At 42.6% G+C, this 19020-nt stretch carries 13 protein-coding genes; 4 read left to right on the top strand and 9 right to left on the bottom strand.

Annotated elements, in window-relative coordinates; translation table 11 throughout:
- Nucleotides 1–122: 122 nt before the first annotated feature.
- Nucleotides 123–998 carry an AraC family transcriptional regulator gene (locus VL121_RS15985; RefSeq protein WP_325407162.1) on the top strand — a complete coding sequence of 292 codons (876 nt, stop codon included), beginning with the start codon at nt 123–125 and terminating at the stop codon, nt 996–998.
- Nucleotides 999–1079: 81 nt separating this feature from the next.
- Here VL121_RS15985 and VL121_RS15980 read toward each other — a convergent pair whose 3' ends face one another.
- Nucleotides 1080–3734 (bottom strand): DUF7133 domain-containing protein, encoded by a 2655-nt coding sequence (locus VL121_RS15980; protein WP_325407160.1) that lies wholly within the window; start codon nt 3732–3734, stop codon nt 1080–1082.
- 268 nt (nt 3735–4002) lie between these two features.
- Between VL121_RS15980 and VL121_RS15975 the strand changes: the two genes are divergently transcribed.
- From VL121_RS15975 to VL121_RS15965, 3 genes are read left to right on the top strand one after another with little or no spacing between them, the layout of a single operon-like run.
- On the top strand, nt 4003–4269 hold the full coding sequence (locus tag VL121_RS15975; RefSeq protein ID WP_325407158.1) for a TFIIB-type zinc ribbon-containing protein: 267 nt from the start codon (nt 4003–4005) through the stop codon (nt 4267–4269).
- A 3-nt stretch (nt 4270–4272) separates the two neighbouring features.
- Entirely contained in the window at nt 4273–4674 is a 402-nt protein-coding gene (locus VL121_RS15970; RefSeq protein ID WP_325407156.1) for an enolase-like domain-containing protein, read from the top strand.
- Nucleotides 4626–5495: an enolase C-terminal domain-like protein gene (locus VL121_RS15965; protein ID WP_325407154.1), complete on the top strand. Its 870-nt coding sequence runs from the start codon at nt 4626–4628 to the stop codon at nt 5493–5495. The genes VL121_RS15970 and VL121_RS15965 overlap by 49 nt, the downstream gene beginning before the upstream one ends.
- Nucleotides 5496–6571: 1076 nt before the next feature.
- Here VL121_RS15965 and VL121_RS15960 read toward each other — a convergent pair.
- The 8 genes from VL121_RS15960 to VL121_RS15925 form a co-directional block, all read right to left on the bottom strand.
- Nucleotides 6572–7294, bottom strand: coding sequence for a (Fe-S)-binding protein (locus VL121_RS15960; RefSeq protein WP_325407152.1), 723 nt, complete (start codon nt 7292–7294; stop codon nt 6572–6574).
- A 64-nt stretch (nt 7295–7358) separates the two neighbouring features.
- The gene (locus tag VL121_RS15955; protein ID WP_325407150.1) at nt 7359–8735 is read right to left on the bottom strand and encodes a LutB/LldF family L-lactate oxidation iron-sulfur protein; all 1377 of its coding nucleotides are present in this window, start codon (nt 8733–8735) and stop codon (nt 7359–7361) included.
- 29 nt (nt 8736–8764) lie between these two features.
- Nucleotides 8765–9220: an L-rhamnose mutarotase gene (locus tag VL121_RS15950; protein WP_325407148.1), complete on the bottom strand. Its 456-nt coding sequence runs from the start codon at nt 9218–9220 to the stop codon at nt 8765–8767.
- A 44-nt stretch (nt 9221–9264) separates the two neighbouring features.
- The gene (locus VL121_RS15945; RefSeq protein ID WP_325407146.1) at nt 9265–10917 is read right to left on the bottom strand and encodes a sodium:solute symporter; all 1653 of its coding nucleotides are present in this window, start codon (nt 10915–10917) and stop codon (nt 9265–9267) included.
- 65 nt (nt 10918–10982) lie between these two features.
- Nucleotides 10983–13337, bottom strand: a complete 2355-nt coding sequence (locus VL121_RS15940; RefSeq protein WP_325407144.1) for an alpha-L-fucosidase — start codon at nt 13335–13337, stop codon at nt 10983–10985.
- Nucleotides 13338–13673: 336 nt separating this feature from the next.
- On the bottom strand, nt 13674–16274 hold the full coding sequence (locus tag VL121_RS15935) for a glycosyl hydrolase family 95 catalytic domain-containing protein (RefSeq protein WP_325407142.1): 2601 nt from the start codon (nt 16272–16274) through the stop codon (nt 13674–13676).
- Nucleotides 16275–16323: 49 nt separating this feature from the next.
- Entirely contained in the window at nt 16324–18177 is a 1854-nt protein-coding gene (locus VL121_RS15930) for a glycosyl hydrolase family 95 catalytic domain-containing protein (protein WP_325407140.1), read from the bottom strand.
- Complete coding sequence (locus VL121_RS15925) at nt 18075–19013, bottom strand: hypothetical protein (RefSeq protein ID WP_325407138.1); 939 nt, start codon at nt 19011–19013, stop codon at nt 18075–18077. The genes VL121_RS15930 and VL121_RS15925 overlap by 103 nt, the downstream gene beginning before the upstream one ends.
- Between the last annotated feature and the right edge of the window lie 7 nt (nt 19014–19020).

Genomic DNA, 19020 nt, shown 5'->3' with positions numbered 1-19020 from the left:
TATTTATATTGCTTTATGTAAGCATTCTATTCGTATCCTTTTAAAAGCAGGCTATTTTTATAAAAACCTTATATAGCGGTTACTTACAAACAACATTCAATAACGTATTATCAACGATTGTTATGAAGCCTGAACTGATTGTAGATGCCCCGATTATCGGTGAAAAGAAAATTTGGGTGAAAAAAATTTATAAACCTCACTTTGATCACCCCTTTCATTTTCATAAGCTATGTGAACTTACCTGGGTTGAAAAAAGTTATGGCAAGCTGATCATTGGCGATTATGTAGGAAACTTTGCAGAAGGGGAGCTGGTTCTCTCCAGCCCGGAACTGCCCCATTTATGGAAATGCGATGCGGTCTTTTATAAAAAAAGGAAAAAACTGCATACAAAAGCCTTAGGGCTTTATTTTCCACCTGATCTGATCAACAAGGTGACCGATGATACCGGAAGTATCCGTTTATACAACGACTTAATGCACAGGGCAGAAAGAGGCTTAAGGTTTCATGGAGAAACCAGGACGAAAACAATTGAAAAGATAAAAGAAGCGGCACAATGCAGCGGGCTGGTTCAACTGGGCATATTTCTTCAGATTGTTGACCTGCTATCCAAATCAAAAGAGTTTGCTGTGTTGGCCAGCGTTGGCTACAAAAGCTCAACAAATGAAAATGATATGGAACGGTTTAACGATGTTTACCAGTTCCTGCTGAAAAACTTTCACCGTGATATTATGCTGGAAGAAGTGGCCCGCATCTGCAATATGTCGCCCAATGCTTTTTGCCGTTTCTTTAAACAAAAAACACAAAAAACCTTTACCCGCTTTGTAAACGAAATAAGGATCGGCCACGCCCGAAAATTATTGCAGAATGAAAATTATTCCATAAAAGATATTTGCTACGAGTGCGGCTATAATAATCCCGTAAACTTTTTCTCCTTTTTTAAGCAGATCACCGGGCAAACGCCTAAAGCATTCAGGCAGCATATACAAAATATAAAATAAGCCGGGACAGTGAAAAAGTTTACTTTTTTGTTTCCGGAACTTCACCTCAAAAATAAAAAGCCGTTTACTGTATACCTCCTTTTACCCTTTCTGCTGCGACAGGTAAGTAATGAGCGAGGCAAATTCTTCATACGATAATGCATTGGCCAAACCCGGCGGCATCATGGATGTTTCCTGCTCTTTACGTTCCTTAATATCTTTGGTATTAATGGTATGTGCGGCTCCGGTAATATCGCGCAGCACAATTTTGTCTGCCGATTCGCCCGTTACAAAACCCATCAGGCTTTTACCATCTTTTGTGGTAATAAGCACCGTAGCAAAGCCCTGCGAAATAGAAGCATTAGGCTTGAGAATAGATTCAGCTATTTGTTTCCTGCTCATAATGGAACCTATTTGACCCATAAAAGGCCCTTTCATAACCTCCCCTTTATTAATACTATGGCAGGCAATACAGCCCTGTTGAATAAAGAGCGTTTTTCCGGCAGCGGGGTTACCTTTTATTTTATCCATGGCGAGCATAATATCTTCTATGGATGATTTTCCAATCTGCCCTTTTGTGTTCCTGATTTTGTTCAGGTCAACCTTGTCTTCCTTTGCCACTATCAATTCTTCATCACCGCCAAACCGGCTGATGCCCATCCGGAGTTTACCGTTAAGGTCAGCGAAAAATGCTTTTTCTGCCGCATCCGATTTGTTCCATTCCTCCGTGAGAAACGCGTTGATTTTATCTGAAGCCGCCCACGTTACGGGTTTGTAGTAAGGTCCGTGTGTATCGGGCCGGGTACTCCACCACCAGGAACCATCATAAGGCGCTTCTGTTTTATACAGTCGCGCTACCGTGGCAAGTATCTTACTTCTCAGGTCCTTATCCTGGCTTTTTTCGTAAGCGGCTATCAGTCCGTCCACAGCTTTTGGATCATGCATATAGCGCAACGCCCAAAGTGCAAGCGTAGAATTTGGAGAGCCAATGGCAGCTACACAGGCATCTACCGCATTCAATGCTACCAGGGCTTTTGCAGCAACATGTGCCGGAATAATAGCGGTATTAGGCGCGGCATGCGGTCCTTCTTCGCCTTTGGCAGGAGATACAAATGATGCGGGAACAGGTATTTGCAGCAGGGCTTCCGCTGCCTCCGTGCGGCCCAGGCGGCCCAAGCCAACTATAGCTGCTATTTGAACGCGTGGTGAAGCTTCCTCTTTTAATGCGCTGATAAAAGGTTCAACAGGCACCTCTTTTAAAAAAGGTTTCCTGTCGGCAAGGGCGCGTAACGCAAATTCCCTCATAGCTTGTTCTGAGCTAAGCTGAAGCAAATTTTTAATACCGTCTTTGCCGGCCGCCTGCGCATAGGTATACATGGCGGCTACACGTACATACAACGGCAATCCCTTATCGGTTACCAGTTCCCATGCTGCTTTGGTGGCTTCTCCGCTTTTCCGGGCAATGAGCTCCTGCTGGGCGCTCAGCCTTGCCGCCGCGCCGGCGGATTGCAGCAGCGACTGCAGTTCCTTTATAGAAGCGGATTTAACATCGGGAAAGGATTTATATTCCCAGTTTTTAGGTACGGCGCGTACTACAAATCCTTTACCGGAGTCTCCTGAATAACCGGCGCCATCCCATGCAGAAAGATAAAGCCGGCCGGAAGCGTCAATATCCAGATCGGTAACCTGCGGCAGTTTAATAAAATCTTCCTGTTCCTGGGTAAAGCTTCCGCCCGATGGGGTAAGCCTGTGAATATATACCTGGCTTCTTCCCCAATCGGCCATCATAGGCGTATGATTGTACTTGTCGGGCCAGGTGGCATCATCCATAAAAAGCGAACCCGTACCCGAGCCACCTCCCAGGTCTACCATCGCGGGAATAATTTCCTCTGTAAAATGTTTGAACAGAACCGGGTAACCATATTCGCCTGATTGCACCTGGTGACTAAACCGGATGTTCCATCCGCCTCCGTCATTGGTATTATCGCGGGTGAAAATATTCATATAAGGATCAATGGCCACATCATATATATTACGCAGGCCATGAGTGTACACTTCCATTTCTGTACCATCCGGCCGTACCCTTACAATTCCCCCACCCAGCATAGTTAATTTTTTTCCATCGCGGCCGGTAGCATCATGAAATCCAAAATCGCCTACGGCAATGTATATCCAGCCATCAATACCCATACGTATGCCGTTAGTGGCATGATCGGTTCCCCTGCTTTTAATAAATGTTGGGTTGCTGATATGTTCAATGAGGGGCTTAGCGGGGCCATCAGCAACCCCGTTATTATCCTTGTCTTCAAAAACCACCAGGTCCATTCCTGTTGCCAAACCATCCGCAGCAAACATGGTGTGAAGAACAAAAAGCTGGTCACCCACTGATATAATCCCACGGGGATTGTCTACCGCGGCATATTCCGTATGGCTATCTACAATACCATCATTATTACAGTCTACTAATTTTACAATCCTGCCCTTGCCCGGGTCTTTACCGAGCGAGCCAATCATATCCACGCCAACATACACTTCTCCCGAAGGAGCTACTGCCAAACAGGCAGGACTGGGCGTAAGGCCGGGACCTGCAAAACCGGTGATCTGAAGATCGTTAGGCCAATTCAAACCCGTGCCCAGCGAATCAATAGATGCTAAAGCTTTATCCCTTTGCTGAGGCTCACAGTTTTGTGATTTGTTAGTATTGCATCCAATAAAAAAAAGCAGGGTGCAGACGAGGCTGATGGCAGTTCTTTTCATGTAAGTATATTAAAAAAGGGTGCGGAAGGTACTGAATTGTCTTTGAATATTAAACAAGCGATCCTGTTTTTCATTTGGCGAACTATACAAAATACTTTACCTGCTCCACAATTTGTGCAATGGCTTCTCCGATAATACGTACAATTGCTATCAAACAATTGTATTAACCGGAACCTGATAAAATTGTTAAAGGTATTTTAGTACTGAAAAAAATTGCATCGAAATATTTATATTCACCAATTTTAAACTTTCTTAAAATAGTATAAAAATGAAGTGTCCAACCTGTAATGAAACTTTGCTGATTAGCGATAAAAATGGAATTGAAATTGATTATTGCCCCAAGTGCCGCGGAATATGGTTAGACCGCGGAGAATTAGACAAGATTATAGATCGCTCCGCAGAACACTATTCCAGGAAGGAGAATTATGACAGGGATGTTAACCAATACGGGCACAAGGATAATGATGCCGGTTATTACAAAAAAAATCCACACTACAAGAAAAAATCTTTCCTGGGCGACATTTTTGATTTCTAAGCTATGATCACACACATTCAAATAGCTGATGCCCGTTTTCTATTGGCTAACGGGGCAGGCAGTGATGCCATGCACCGCGATCCTGTTTATTCCTATGCTGTTACCACGCTTAAGGATGACACGGGAATTAGCGGTACCGGCCTTGCGTTTACCATTGGTGAAGGCAATGAACTGGTATGCAAGGCAGCGCAATTTTACGCCGAAAAATTAAAAGGAAAGGATATCGAGGATCTGATGTCAGACTTTGGTACTCTCTTCCGTCAATTCTCGAACGATCAGCAGTACCGCTGGCTCGGACCTCATAAAGGTGTTGTTCACCTTGGATTGGCTTCCGTTACAAATGCCTGTTATGACCTTTGGGCAAAAAAAGAAAGGTTCCCCTTTGGAAGCTGCTTACAGACCTGAGTCCGGAGCAGATCATTGATACACTGGATTTTTCTTACATAGAAAATGTACTGACAAAAGAAGAGGCGCTCGGACTGATCAAGAAAAATGAAGCGGATAAGGATGACCGTAAGGCTATTCTTCAACAGGGTTACCCCGGCTACGACACTTCCGTGGGATGGTTTAATTATTCTGATGAACAGGTTAAAGAAAATGTGCAGCAGGCCGTTGCAGAAGGTTTTAATGCGATTAAACTCAAGGTTGGATCAAATGATCCCGGCAGGGATATTTCCAGGTCGCAGATGGTAAGAAAAGCCGCAGGGGATCAGATCAAGATTATGCTCGATGCCAACCAGCAGTGGACACTGCCACAGGCATTAAAAATTTGCAGGGAACTGCAGTCAATGGATCCTTACTGGATTGAAGAACCCACCCATCCGGACGATGTGCTGGCGCATAAGGTGCTTGCAGAAGCGATCGCTCCAACTCCTTTAGCCCTGGGCGAACATGTGCCCAACCGCATTATGTTCAAGAATTATCTCCAGAGTAACTGTGCCGGGTTTATACAGGTTGACGCTTTAAGAGTGGGCGGGGTAAGTGAATTTATTACCGTTAGCCTGATGTGCAGAAAATTTTGGATACCGGTTGTACCGCATGTTGGGGATATGGGCCAATTACATCAGCACCTGGTACTTTTTAATCATATTGTTTTGGGACACGATGCATTATTCCTGGAACACATTCCCCATCTTAAAAAACATTTTATCCATCCGGCTCAAATTGTTGATGGCAAATACAAAACGCCGGAAGTTGCCGGGAGCAGTTGTGATCTTTATTTTTAACAATACCTATTCCTGCTGTAGGTTAAGGTATCAGGCATCAGCAATTAGCTATCAGGTGGGTAACTACTAACGACCGGGCGGGTTACTTCTTCTTTCACCGCTCTCTTTTCTCTCTCCTTTCTCCTTTCACCTTTTTCCCCGCGTTAACCCCTTACTCCTCTCCGTTACTGAAACTTCGACTCCTTTGGAGTCGTTCAAAACTTTTTTCTTCTCGTTATAAACCTTGTATCCTTTCAGGATAGGAAGAAAAGACTATTCCATCAGTGGCCTGCCCCTCCTGCATCGGGTACCAAGCGCTGATGCATACGGACTCGTATTGACCCTGAAAGGGTTTAAACGTTTATAACCACAGGTAGTGCATTATTGCGACCCTGAAAGGGTCGAACAACAAATGCCTTGTTCGCACCGGGGTTCGTATGTGCGCACGAAACACTTAATCATGCTGATCGAAACATCTGCAATGATCAAAACGAAGGCAGATTCCTGCCTGCGGTAAACATACTGCGTTGGAATGACTGTAGCAGTAACAGGGTTCAGCTTTAGTGGTATAGCCGGATAAAGTTCCGCTGCTCGTCATGCTGAGTATATTATAAGCGTGTGCTTAAGCATATTGAAAATGACATTTTGCATACCCTTCTACAATTCATTTACCGGTAGTATTTAAATAGTTGCAGCCATTTTTTTTCTTCCTTTTGCTCGTGCAAAACGAAGCCAAAAGCACGCGGCAAACGATGTACGGCCGTTTGCCGTTCCCTTCGATCAGACAGCAGTACTACTGTGAGCCCGCCTACAGCATACTTATCATCATTGTTGATTAGTTGGTAAGTTGGCCAGGTTCAGGAGTGCCGTAAGTTGAGAAAGCATTGCGTTCTACCGCTGAAGTCACAGTAGTAAAAAAGCTTAACCAGGGCATATTCCCGAAAACGGTCGGTATTCCCTGCCAGCCCCGTCCGAACGGCTCATCCGGGCGGGCAGGGCTTTTTGGGTTACTTTTTCCACAAAAAGTGACAAAGAAAAAAGTCTAATCTAAAAACACAATTTGCAACTGCCTGATAAACAGTAACTTTACTAAGATGTCATTGGCAGGTGGCTGACAGCACATCGGCTATATGGATGGTTTTCAAAGCCAGCTTATGTTTCCGGATATACCCATCCAAATGCAGGAGGCAGGATAAATCTGTAGAAATAATATATTCAGCGCCCATTTCAATTGCGTTTAATACTTTTTGTTCTCCCATTGCAATAGAGATGGGTTCAAACTTTACCGCAAAGGTGCCGCCAAAACCACAGCACACTTCACAATCCGGCGCCTCAATTAATTGCAGTCCTTTTACATGCTGCAACAGTTTCCTTGGAGCATCCTTTATACCACACTCCCTCAGGGCGCCACAGGCATCATGATAAACAGCAGAAGCTTTAAACGTAGCTCCAATATCTTCTACATTCAAAACAGCAGTCAAAAATTCCGTAAACTCATATACGGGCAACTGCTGATGATGCATTTCATTTTTATGCCCGTCATTTTCGAGTACCTTACCATAATAATTTCTTACAAACCCGGTACAGGATCCGCTGGGAGCTACAATGTATTCATTTCCCCCAAAGTCGCGAACAAATTTCTCTGCAACGCTCCTGCATTCATCCCAGTATCCGGCATTGTATGCAGGTTGCCCGCAGCAGGTTTGTTCCGTATTGTAATGCACCGTACAGCCTGCCTTTTTCAATACCTTTATCATATTAAAAGCAGTTTGTGGATACAACTGATCTACAAAGCAGGGAATAAAAAGATTAACATGCATACACAATAGTATTAGTAAAGGGCAGAAGCAAACTACGCATCATCCCCGGTAACTTTTGAAATAATTATTGCCCGGTTGCTTCCCACAGCTCATTAAAAGTTTTTGGGGCAAAGTCCGGAAGGCTCCTGTTATCACCCCAGCTTTTCCGAAAAAGGAGTTTAATCATAAAATTTTTAATCCTTCCATTTGTTATGTTCATCATTGCACGGTTCAGGCAGGCCTTCTTCCATAGCAACCATCCTATTTTTTCACTACGGGAACCGCAATGGGCTTTTACCGACTTATTGCGGTTATACAACAAAAGCTCATGAAGGTTAATATGAACCGGGCACACCTGGGTACAAGCGCCGCAAAGCGATGAAGCATAACTGAGGTGTTTATAGGATTTCAGCCCACTCAGATAAGGGGTTATAACCGAACCAATGGGCCCGCCATAGGTAGCATTATACGTATGTCCGCCAATATTTTTGAATACCGGGCACACATTTAAACAAGCACCGCACCGGATACAAAACAGACTTTCCCTTGCTGTAACATCGGCAAGTATATTGGTTCTTCCGTTATCCAGCAATATCACATACATATCTTCGGGACCATCTGTTTCATTTTCTTTCCTTGCACCGGAAAAAATGGTATTGTAAACGGTTACCTGCTGTCCTGAACCGTGCGTTGCCAATAAAGGCCAGAACAACGCAAGATCGTTTACAGATGGCAATATCTTTTCAATACCGGTAATGGCAATATGTGTTTTAGGAAAACTGGTACATAATCTTGCATTCCCTTCATTTTCTGTTACAGCCACAGCGCCAATATCAGCCAGTAAAAAATTTACCCCGGTAATTCCTATATCCGCATCCACGTACTTTTGCCGGAGTATTTGCCTGGTAAATAATGTAAGCTCCTCAGGCGCCAAACCGGGTGGTGCATTTAATTTATCATGAAATAACCTGGCCACTTCCTCCCTGCTTTTATGCATCGAAGGCGCTACCATATGATAGGGCGCCTCCCCGGACAATTGCTGTATATACTCACCAAGATCGGTTTCCACTACTTCAATACCATGCCGCGATAAAAAAGGATTCAAATGAATTTCTTCTGTAACCATGGACTTACTCTTGACAACACTTTTAGCCTGTTTCTGTTTGCATATTTGTAAAACCGCGTCTAATGCCTGTTGCGGATTTTCTGCCCATATTACTTTGCCTCCCCTTTCTGTAAATTTTTTTTCAAATTCCAGCAGGTATTTATTTAAGTGCTCAATCGTTTCCCATTTTATGTTTTTAGCTCTTTTACGTGCTGATTCGAGATCTGAGAATACATTTTTTCCCTTCTGAAAAGCAATATCCGATTGCGTCAGGCTATAGTTAATTTTCCGCCTGTGCTCCAAGTCAGTCGCCTTTATCCTGCTTTCTTCCTGGAATATTTTTTCCTGTTCGTGCATATGAAATGGTTCAAGGGTGTGTTTAAAATCTATTCCGTATGAAATACTTCATCCATTGATGACCATATTTCTCCTGCCGCAGCAGCATCCGGCAATGGCTGCTGACAGGGGTCAGTTTCTCTCCACCAACGTTGTGTTACAGAATCTGATGTCATTTTTTTCATATCCAGTTCATAATTGTCTCCTATGTATTCAAAATAGCTGAACAAATAATATTTATTCTCTATTTTTTTAAAATAGATGGAATAGTTACGGATATTACATTCCTTAATTTTTTTTAGTACGCCCTCCCATGTATTGGCATGGAGTGCTTTATAATAAGCTATCTTTTCTGGTTTAAGACCGGTAACCATTCCTATCCTAAGCGGTTCTTTTTTTGTTGCTTCAGTTTGTTTGCCCTGATCTGTTGCAGCAGCGCCCGTTTCACGGCAACTGTAAAAAAATACCGCCGCAAACAACAGGATGCAAGATGTATAGCATCGCATTTGTATTCATTTTAAAGGTTAAAAAAAAAGCCGTTATTCCGCTACTATCCAAAAAACATATACAGCACAACCACACAGGCAACCAATAATGCCGATAGCACTTTATAATTTCCCAATCCTTTCCATCCTTTGCTTTGTAAGGGCTCCCAGGGAGACCGCCAGAATAATGTTTTACTGTCTTCCGTATGCTGCACAGGATACGCAAACGACAACAGCACCTGCATTACCAGGCATGCGCAAAACAGGTAAAAAGCCATCATCATAAATGGTATCTGACCTATGATGCTTAATGGAAGCAGCTTATTAATAGTAAATACAACTACACCCAGCAAAGAGCCCATCCATAAAGTATATTGAGCTGATTTGGCCGATGCTCTTTTCCAGAATATTCCCAATAAGAAAACACAGGTAATTGGAGGTGCAATATGTGCAATGATATCATTTAACCCGTTAAACAAGCTCTCATAACTATTCAACAAAGGCAATAAGGCAACAGAAAATATAAGAGCAACCACCACTGCTATACGCCCCAGCTTTACCAACTGCTTATCTTTTACACCAGGTCTAAACCTTTTAACGAGGTCGTAACTTACAAGCGTTGAAATGGAGTTCAGCGCTCCTGATACCTGGCTCATTAAACCGGAAAGCAATGCAGCCACTACTATTCCAATTAAACCAGTTGGTAGTAATTGGGTGATCATGAGCGTATATATTCCTTTACTGTTAACTACCGCTTCGCCAGACGCAGTAACTGTGGTGATGGAGCTAAGATCTATCAAACCTTTTTGCGCCAATCCGTAGGCCATTAAACCCGGCACCACAAAAATAAACACAGGTAGTATTTTAATAAATCCGCAAAAGAGGGAGCCTACCCGTGCGTGGTTCTCATCTTTAGCTCCCAAAACCCTTTGAACAATGGTTTGATCAGCGCACCAGTACCAGATTCCCAATACCGGATATCCAAGAAAAACAGCATACCAGGGCATCTGACTGCTATCCCCATGTGGTCGGAGCATTGAAATCTTTTCCATAGCCTGGTGCTCTTCCAGTACCTGAACCAACGAAGTCCAGCCGCCCAATTTCAACCATGAAGCAGCGGTAATAACGATAGCCCCTGCAACCAATACTATGGTTTGAATGGATTCTGTTATTACAACTGCCCTTAAACCGCCAATTATGGTATACACGGCTACCAATACGGAAATTACCGTAACACTTACGTACATATTTATTCCGAAAAGCGTCTCTAACACAATTCCCCCTGCAAGCAATGAAAAGGCAATATGTATAATAATCGCTGATACAATGGAAATAACAGTAAGCCAATCGCGGCAGGCCGTGTTATACCTTTTTTCCAAAAAAACAGGTAAGGTGGGTACTTTAGACCTGATATAAAAAGGAACAAAAAAGAGGGCAAGCAAAATCAACGTAAATGCCGCCATCCATTCAAAGTTGCCATTCAGCAGCCCCGTATCAAACCCTGATTGAGCAAGGCTCACAAGATGAATACAGGATATATTCGTAGCAAATAAAGCCAATCCGATTACCGGCCATCTTAGCGTTTTTCCAGCCAGAAAATACTCATCGGAGGCACTGCTTCTGCTCTTTTTTCTTTTTCGCAATCCAGCCCATAGTCCTACGTAAACAATAATGAGTATATACAAAATACTAATGATCAGATCAGGAGTTTTAATCATCTGGCAAGATTCAAATGTTGGATAAGCACTATAAACGGGTAATTAAACTAACAACAAATATGTCATCAGCGTTTTGAGTATACAGCAAACTTCCTGATTTTCTTTTCTGCACTACGCTTTGTTATGATCAGCCTTACCTGATTCGTTTCTACGGGCTCAATAACCTCCAGGCGCCTCCTTCCAATGCTTAGTCCTGAAGTTATCGTTTTCCATTGACCGGCAATATATGCTTCTGTTTTATATTGTTGTATAAATTGTCCGTTGCGGATGTCTTCTTCTATTTCAATCAATCCCACCCTCTTTTTTTCAGACATGTGTAAATTAATGGTATCTCCCACTATGTTTTGATTTGATTGTGCCAACGGATCAGCGAACATGCTATTTATTTTTTTCCCAAATTCATACAGGCTTTTTACTTCAGTAGGCGGAATTATTCCGCTGGTATCGGGAGTCATATTAATAAGCAGGTTAGCTCCACGACCGATGGATTCAAAATAAGTTTTAGTCATAAAGTCCATATTCCGCAATGTTTTGTCAGAATCCGGCACCCAAAACCAGGTGTCGCGTGTATGAAGGCAGGCCTCTGCTGGTAACCATCCCGCATTCTGCGGACCCACCCAATGAGAAAATCCCTCTCCCGGTTTTACAACATTCCATAATGGATACGCGGCCCATCCCTGCTCGCTTCCCGACCAGCGTATATCCGGCCGGGTGCCACCCATAATTACAGCGCCGGGTTGTAAATGCTTTACCATAGCGTGGATGGCATCACCAAATGCGGTACCCAGTGGCTTCATCGTTTTGGGATCCATTACATCCCAGCCAAAAGGGTCATAGGCGCCATCAAACCAGAGGTATGAAATTTCACCATAGTTGGTCAGCAGCTCTCTCAACTGTTCCAAAAACACCGGGAAATATTTATTGATGTCACCCACTAATTTTCTTTCTCCCTGCGGATCGGGAGTGCTGCTGCAGCCAAAATGTTTATCGCCCCCGGATACATAAAGCCCCACTCTAACGCCATATTTCCTGCAGGCCTTCACAAATTCGCCTACTACATCCCCCTTCCCGTTTTTCCATGACGATTGCTTAACAGAATAATCGGTTGTTTCAGTAGGCCATAAGCAATATCCATTATGATGTTTGGCTGTTAAAACGATATGTTTGGCGCCAAAAGACTGGGCTGTTTTTACCCATTGATCCGCATCCAGCTTAGATGGATTAAATAAATCAGCAACAGGAACGGCAAGCATATCGGATTTGATATAGGTAGCGGGTCCAAAGTGAATGAAGGCTCCGAGCTGTTCCATCTGATAGGTTAATTGTTGCGGAGACGGTTTGGTTTTTATTTCGTTTTGAACATCCTGATGTTGCGCTCCGCCTGAACCCGCTATCAGAACCGGCGCCCAATCGCCTTTATGATCGGGTGATACAAAGGTTTGCTTTTGGGTGTCCTCAAAAAAATACGCAAATAACTGTGCGGGGGTTCCATCGTAGGTGGCCCATTGCAAATCGCCTGCAGTTGTTTGATCGCTTCCTGTAAAATATAATATGGTTTTACCATTGTAATAACACAATTCAACATCAGAGGCATTGCTTTCGGGTATTCCCGGATCAATCAATGGAATATTCCGAATAGAAGGATCGAAGGTTATGAATGGCCGGCTGGCAGGTGCGTCTTCCCAATTCACCAAGTCCTTTGAACGGGTAATCCTGGTTTCGTAACCCATTTTAATATTTTCAAGATATAAGGTATAATACCATCCACCTTCATAGTATAAGGCAGGCCCGCCAACATATTTATCTTTTCCATAAACAGCACCGGGAATTTCTTTCCAGTTCACCAGGTCGTCTGATTCAAGATACCTGAATGTAAAGGGCTTCCAGGTGGGATCATTGGTTTCGTACAATAAAATAAATTTATCTTTCCCCCGGGTTACAGCAGTGTTGTAAAAGAACTCCCTGGGATTGGCTTTAAATACGGTAACAGGCTTTGTCCATTTTTTTAGATCAGCAGAACTTGTCATCGTAATTTCCGTCATCTGCCGCCATGGTTTTCCTTTGCCGTAACTACCTGCAAAAATATATACCCTGCCGTTGTGCGTTAGTACGGTCCCAAATCCATGATTTGTTAAAGCAACGGATACAGTTTTTCCGGTAGCAATATCCTTGATCCGCACCTCGTCCTCATGAAACAAATCGCCCGGTTTGGCGCCCTTTACATCCCAGAATTTTTGATTATTTTCCAGGAGGTACAATTTATCATTAAATACAAAGGGTGATGATTCCACAAGCGGTGATCCCAGGCGTCCTTGTTTAACGATGGGATTTGTCCATGTTGATTGCGCCGATACACAACCTATACTCCACAACAAAATACCCAACAGGGAAGCCCGTTTTGCAAAGATTCCGTTCATCATCTTTTTTATTATTATGCTTTCTGATTAATAAAAAGTAAATATCAACTTTAATGAAGCGTTAGTAAATAGAATATTGGTCTTTTTGGCTGGACTATTTGATTATAATTAATGGAATTTATTCATCCAGGTCGCTTTGGCTTTATAAACGCAGGGTGTATGCTCCATCATTCTCACAGTTAGCATATGCTATATAATGTTTAAATGATTCTCTTCGGTCAAACCTAAAAAACTCATCTGAATGTTTATTTAAATTCCGCTAAACATTTTATGATGTATTCCGGTGAGCCGGTTGTTTAAAAGAAGCGCTACGGAATCGCATGTGGTGATCATCAATAACTACAAAAAATTCAGCGCGTACTTTTTCCCTTTGCCTGTTTTAAAAACAATTACGCCATTTTCTCTTTGAAACATCACCTCCATATTATTATTCAATATTTTTAGTTTCTCAAACCCATCATCTCTGAACCGGCATTCTTTACCATCCCGGGATTCAATTGTTGCTGACATCATTTTCCCTTCCTTCCACTCCAACCCTACTTCAAATCCTCCTCTCGCTCTTAAACCGGCTACTTTGCCATCGGGCAGTTCGGCTGGAAGCGCCGGTATAAATTTCAACACGCCTTGTCTGTCCTGGAAAAACATTTCGATGATGGCCGCTCCTGCGGCGATATTTGCTTCTATCTGAAAAAGCTTCACATCTTTAAACCAGGCGAGACCGCCCCTTGCGCCGCTCCAATCATTACAGGTAATGAGCAGATTTTCCAGCACATGGACGGGAATCATTCTTTTCAATTCATCATAAGCCTCTTGTCCCTTATTTAATCGGGCCAGCATTTGTGCATCCCATACAAAAGTGAAAGACTGGGTAGATTTTCTTCCATGTTCATTTCTTTGTAATAAGGTCTTATAAGCGGCGTCAGCATAAGCGCGGGTATGTTCATAGGAAATTCTTTCGCCGGGAACAAGGCCTATAAGCGGAGACCGGTGCCGATGTCCGGAATCCAGCATAGGGTGCTCCTCCAGCCATTCACTCAATGACCCATCCGCATTGATTCTGGGCAATGGCACTTTTGTAAGAATATTTCTCCAACCTTTTATCTTGGCTGGGTTTTCTTTCAAAATGGTACCGGCTTCTATTAAATTATTAAAAATATCAATTATCAGCTCGAGGTCCATGGTAGAGGCCGATGAAGAAAAGCTCATTCTTTCTCTACCAGCAATGGCCATTTCAGGAGAAGCGCTTAAAGCGGGCACCAATTGACCATGGTGGTCTTTTACTAAAAAGTCTTCATAAAAAGCCCCAATCTCAACTAAAAAAGGATATAAACGGTTTTTTAAAAATGTTTCATCATTGGTATATTTCCAATGCTGCCACAAGACCTGGGCGATCCAGGCCGCCCCGCCCGTCCAGAAAAAAGCGAAATTGTCCACATTGCCGATATTTTTATAATCGGCAACCACACCAAATGCAATTCCGTTACTGCCATACATATCTCTCGCAACAACTCTTCCACCCGCTTTCAGCCGCTCGGCCCAATCCATCAACGGCACCATAAGATCCCCAAGATTCAGCATACTTAAAGGCCAATATGACATTTCAAGATTTAAGTCAAGATGATAATCACAATCCCATGCCGGCCTTCTATCCTGGTTCCATATACCCTGGAGATTAATGGGCGCTTTTGCCAGTTGCCCCTGCGGTTGTGGCCTACCGCTCGAAATGGCCAGATACCTTGACATATTAAACATTTGCTCAAGCAATTGGGCAGGGAGCTTATTTTCACTTGCTGATTTCCTTACTAAAAGATCCGTGGGTAAAGTATTATTATTCTCACTTAATTGAAGCGATACCCTGTTGTATATCTTTTTAAAATCATCAACATGGTCAGCTTTTATGGTTTTACCGTTCTTTTCGGCTTTAGCAATCCTTTCCATACATTTCCCGATCAGATCTTCGCCTTTCTGCCCTTCGTCATCAATGGCAATGGCGAGTAAAATCATAACTTCATCGGAACTGTCGAAACAAGCAGAAGCACCATCCCCTTTGCCAAACATCTCATTGGCGCTAAATACGTAGCGTAATCCATAATCTTTCTTTGGCATATCTTCCGGAGCGTGCCGAAGTTCTTTTTTACCTGTGGTAAGTCTTCCGCCTCGCTGAACAATTTTTGCAACAACGGCAAACGCTCTACCCTCTTCGAACGCTCCTTTCATCACCACCCATTCCGGCGTGGCATATCCGGTTACTGTACATTCGGGATCCAGCAATCTGGAAAGCGACACTGCGCCCGAAAGCGTTCCGGCTCTATCTGTAGTAAGATGCGTTACTAATACTCCATACTTCCAGGAAGCATAGGTTTCCCTTTTATAAGAAATGTTATTGGTCTGATAGTTTATTTCTACTATACCTCGTTCCATATCCAGTACCCGGGAATAGTTTTCATAAGACGAAGCGTTAGGCTTCATATTAATATACAAATCACCGGCAGGCACATAAGGGTTGATATAAATGGCATTACCTGTGAAAGGAATTTTACGGAGAGCAAGCTCATCCCCCTTATCCCATTGACCACTCAGATTGTACGCTCTTATTTGCTTAATATCTTCCGCTGTATTCCGAGGTTGATACGTCCAGAATTGTCTCCAAAGCAAATCATGATTTAGTGCTATTCTTTCATTTTGCGGAGAACCCAGTACCATGCCTCCAAGCCTGCCGTTACCAACCGGATATCCCTCAGACCATTCTTTAGCAGGGCTTGAAGACCAGATAACATTCCCGTTATGAACATCCAGGAGTTGCAATGTATCAGCATTTGCTTTCGCAATAACATTATTAGCAATTGCCGGGTGTTTTAGATCATTGCCAATACTTGCGGCCGGAAAAACATTTAACGCTGCGATTACTAATATCAAATAACATTTTACATTCCTAAGCATACATTAAAATTTATAGCTAATAATCAAGTGCGTGCTGCCAGCACCCACTTCAAAACATTCTTGGCAATCCTAATTTAGACTTCCCTGATGAATGTAATTTTGCTTCTTCATTTTGTTTGACTTCATGCCTGACCCTTTGCCAGTTATTAATATCCTGCCCGTCCGGTAACATGATAACAATATCGCCCGCTTTGGTTTTAAATGTAATAATATCCTTGTCTGTAGTATACTTAATTCTTTTTGTTCTTAAAAATAATCCCGGCTTACTCCATGGGTTCTTAATTGAACATACCTTTCCAAGTTTACTCACAATACATATCCATTCGATAACTCCTGCAGTAATTTGTGCGGATACCACGAATCCCCCTGTTGCGTGCAAAGTAAACTTACAGCACTTCTTTGCAGGAAAAGCAGGCCCAACCCTGATAAATCCCTCATGACTTTGCAGGAGCGATTCATTTACCGCCGTTGCAAATACAGACATTGATTCCATAGACATATGGCGAAAAGGCCACATTGGAAATGGGATTTTCTGGTCCACTGCTTTGGAAACGTCTCTCACATTATTGGTTCTGAAAAACCATTCTGCATCCTTGTTAATTTCACCTTCCAACCCCCAGTGCCCCCAGCCATTGCAATATATTTGCCAACGTTCGGGAAAAAATTCAAGTGTTTTAGCCAGGGCATCAGCTAACCCCAACCTTGCCTGAACAATCGGAGAGGGATCCCAGCCAGTGATACCCGGTGAATACAATAAAGTTGTAGTTCTTACAGCTTCAAACAAACTGTTGTCTTTTTCTTTATGCGACAGACTTATACAATTTGAAGGAAATACTGCCGACGAGGCAACCGTAGGAAAAATTCCATCAAGCAGTTTCAGACCGAAATACGTACCATTCTCAGCCCCCCTATACACCGTAAGCCACTCTTTTTCTTTTATCCCCCATCCCGCAGCAGTAATCTTGTCTGTAGAAATTGTTTGTCCTTTAAAATACCCGGTTTTTAATTTATAAGTACCATCAATATTCTCAATAGTTCCAAGATCGGCTTTCACCAATTGTATAGGTGCAAGGTTATCCAGGATTTCTTTCCATTTCTTACTTTCGGGCGCATCGATACCAGCAGCAGTTAAAGCATCCAGTGCAACAGAAAACAACATGCGCCCGTAAACAAGTTCTGTAAGACCGTCTTTCAAGTGTATCCATCCTTCATAACCGGAACCTTCTGTTGCATGATAGTAACCATCTGCTTCCTTTATAAAAAGAGAATCAAAAAATTTTGCCGCTTCCATGATAAAAGGAAGCGCCTTTTCTTTTAAAAAGTTCTGATCGCCCGTATATTGATATTGCCGCCAAAAATCAAGTGCAATTTCAGCAACAGGTGTATGATTTATTAATTCATTGACTGAATTAAAACCTCTTCTTTCAACCACATCAGAAATAAAGGCACCATCTGATTTAAAATGTTTTTGAGCATCCTTTTTAGCATGAGGCAATGAACGGAAACGAAATTCCAGATAGGGGTCTACCAATTCGTGAAACCCTGCAGCATTCAGCGGCCAATAAAGTTGTTGCTGATTCCAGTGAAAATAAAAATTCCAGTTCTGAACATCCCTGCTCCAGGACCACATTCCATTGTTAAAACGACCGGGATACCTGCCTCCCTGGGAAGTTATGGCATAAAAAATAGTGAGATACCATAAGTTGGTTAAATAATCATCGCCATAATCAATAAATGAACGGGACCATAATGATTTCCACACTTCAGTATTGGATGCCTTATAACTATCAATATCTTTTCTTACAACTGAAAGCTCATCCTTAAGACTGCTGAGTACATTGTTCTTTCCCGGAGATGATACCTTAACTGCAAACCGGATCTTTTTTTCCTTTTCACTACCCAAATGAATTTTGCAAGCCTGGAATGTTCTCTACTATATGAAACCAGTGAACCATTATTTTTAATAACGGTTGCGCCCGCTGCAAAGCTAACATCATTTAGCTCCTGTACAATATAAACACCATTGGTATCTGCTGAAGAAGAGGTTCCATCCGTACCAATCGAAGCATCTCTGTTTATCTGGCTGTACCAATGCGCGAATGTTCTGGAACCATAACGTTCAACATATACATCAGTTGCAGACATCTCGTCAAACTGTGTGTGCAAATCAAAAAAGATGGTTCCCGTTTTATAGTCAACAAATGCCTGTAATTGAAGTTCGCCGAAAGGCGTTTTACAATGTAAAAATAATGAGCCATCTGACAATTGAAGCCTCGCGGTAAAATCGCTCAAAAACAGGGTACTGAAGACAGGAAATTTGAAATCAATAACTACCCGGCAAGCATGCCGCAAGGTTGTACTATAATCTTCTTCTTCTTTACTCCAATTATGAAAATCTTCAAAAACAGCATCGTGCCACAGATCGCTTTTGTTGATCACAATATTGATTTTTGTTTCTTCACACCATGCCAATACTCCAATATCCCCATTACCCAGCGGAATCCCCTGAAGCGGATCAATGGGAGGGCTTTTGTAAACAAGATCATATTGAGAAACTTTGGCAGGCCAATCTATTTCCCATTCACCTGTAGAAGGATTAAAAGATGAAATTAGTTTTGCGTTATGAGAAGGCGAAGTAAAAGGAATTGTTCTTTCATTCGCAAAGATACCGGCCGGTATTTGTGTAGCCGCCATGGACATTCCTAATAATTTTAATACATCTCTTCGGCTTCTGATCATATAATAA

Source organism: Agriterribacter sp. (genome assembly GCF_035497235.1).
GTDB lineage: Bacteria > Bacteroidota > Bacteroidia > Chitinophagales > Chitinophagaceae > Agriterribacter.
Note: the sequence above shows the minus strand (reverse complement) of the source record. Positions and strands in the feature narration are given on the sequence as shown.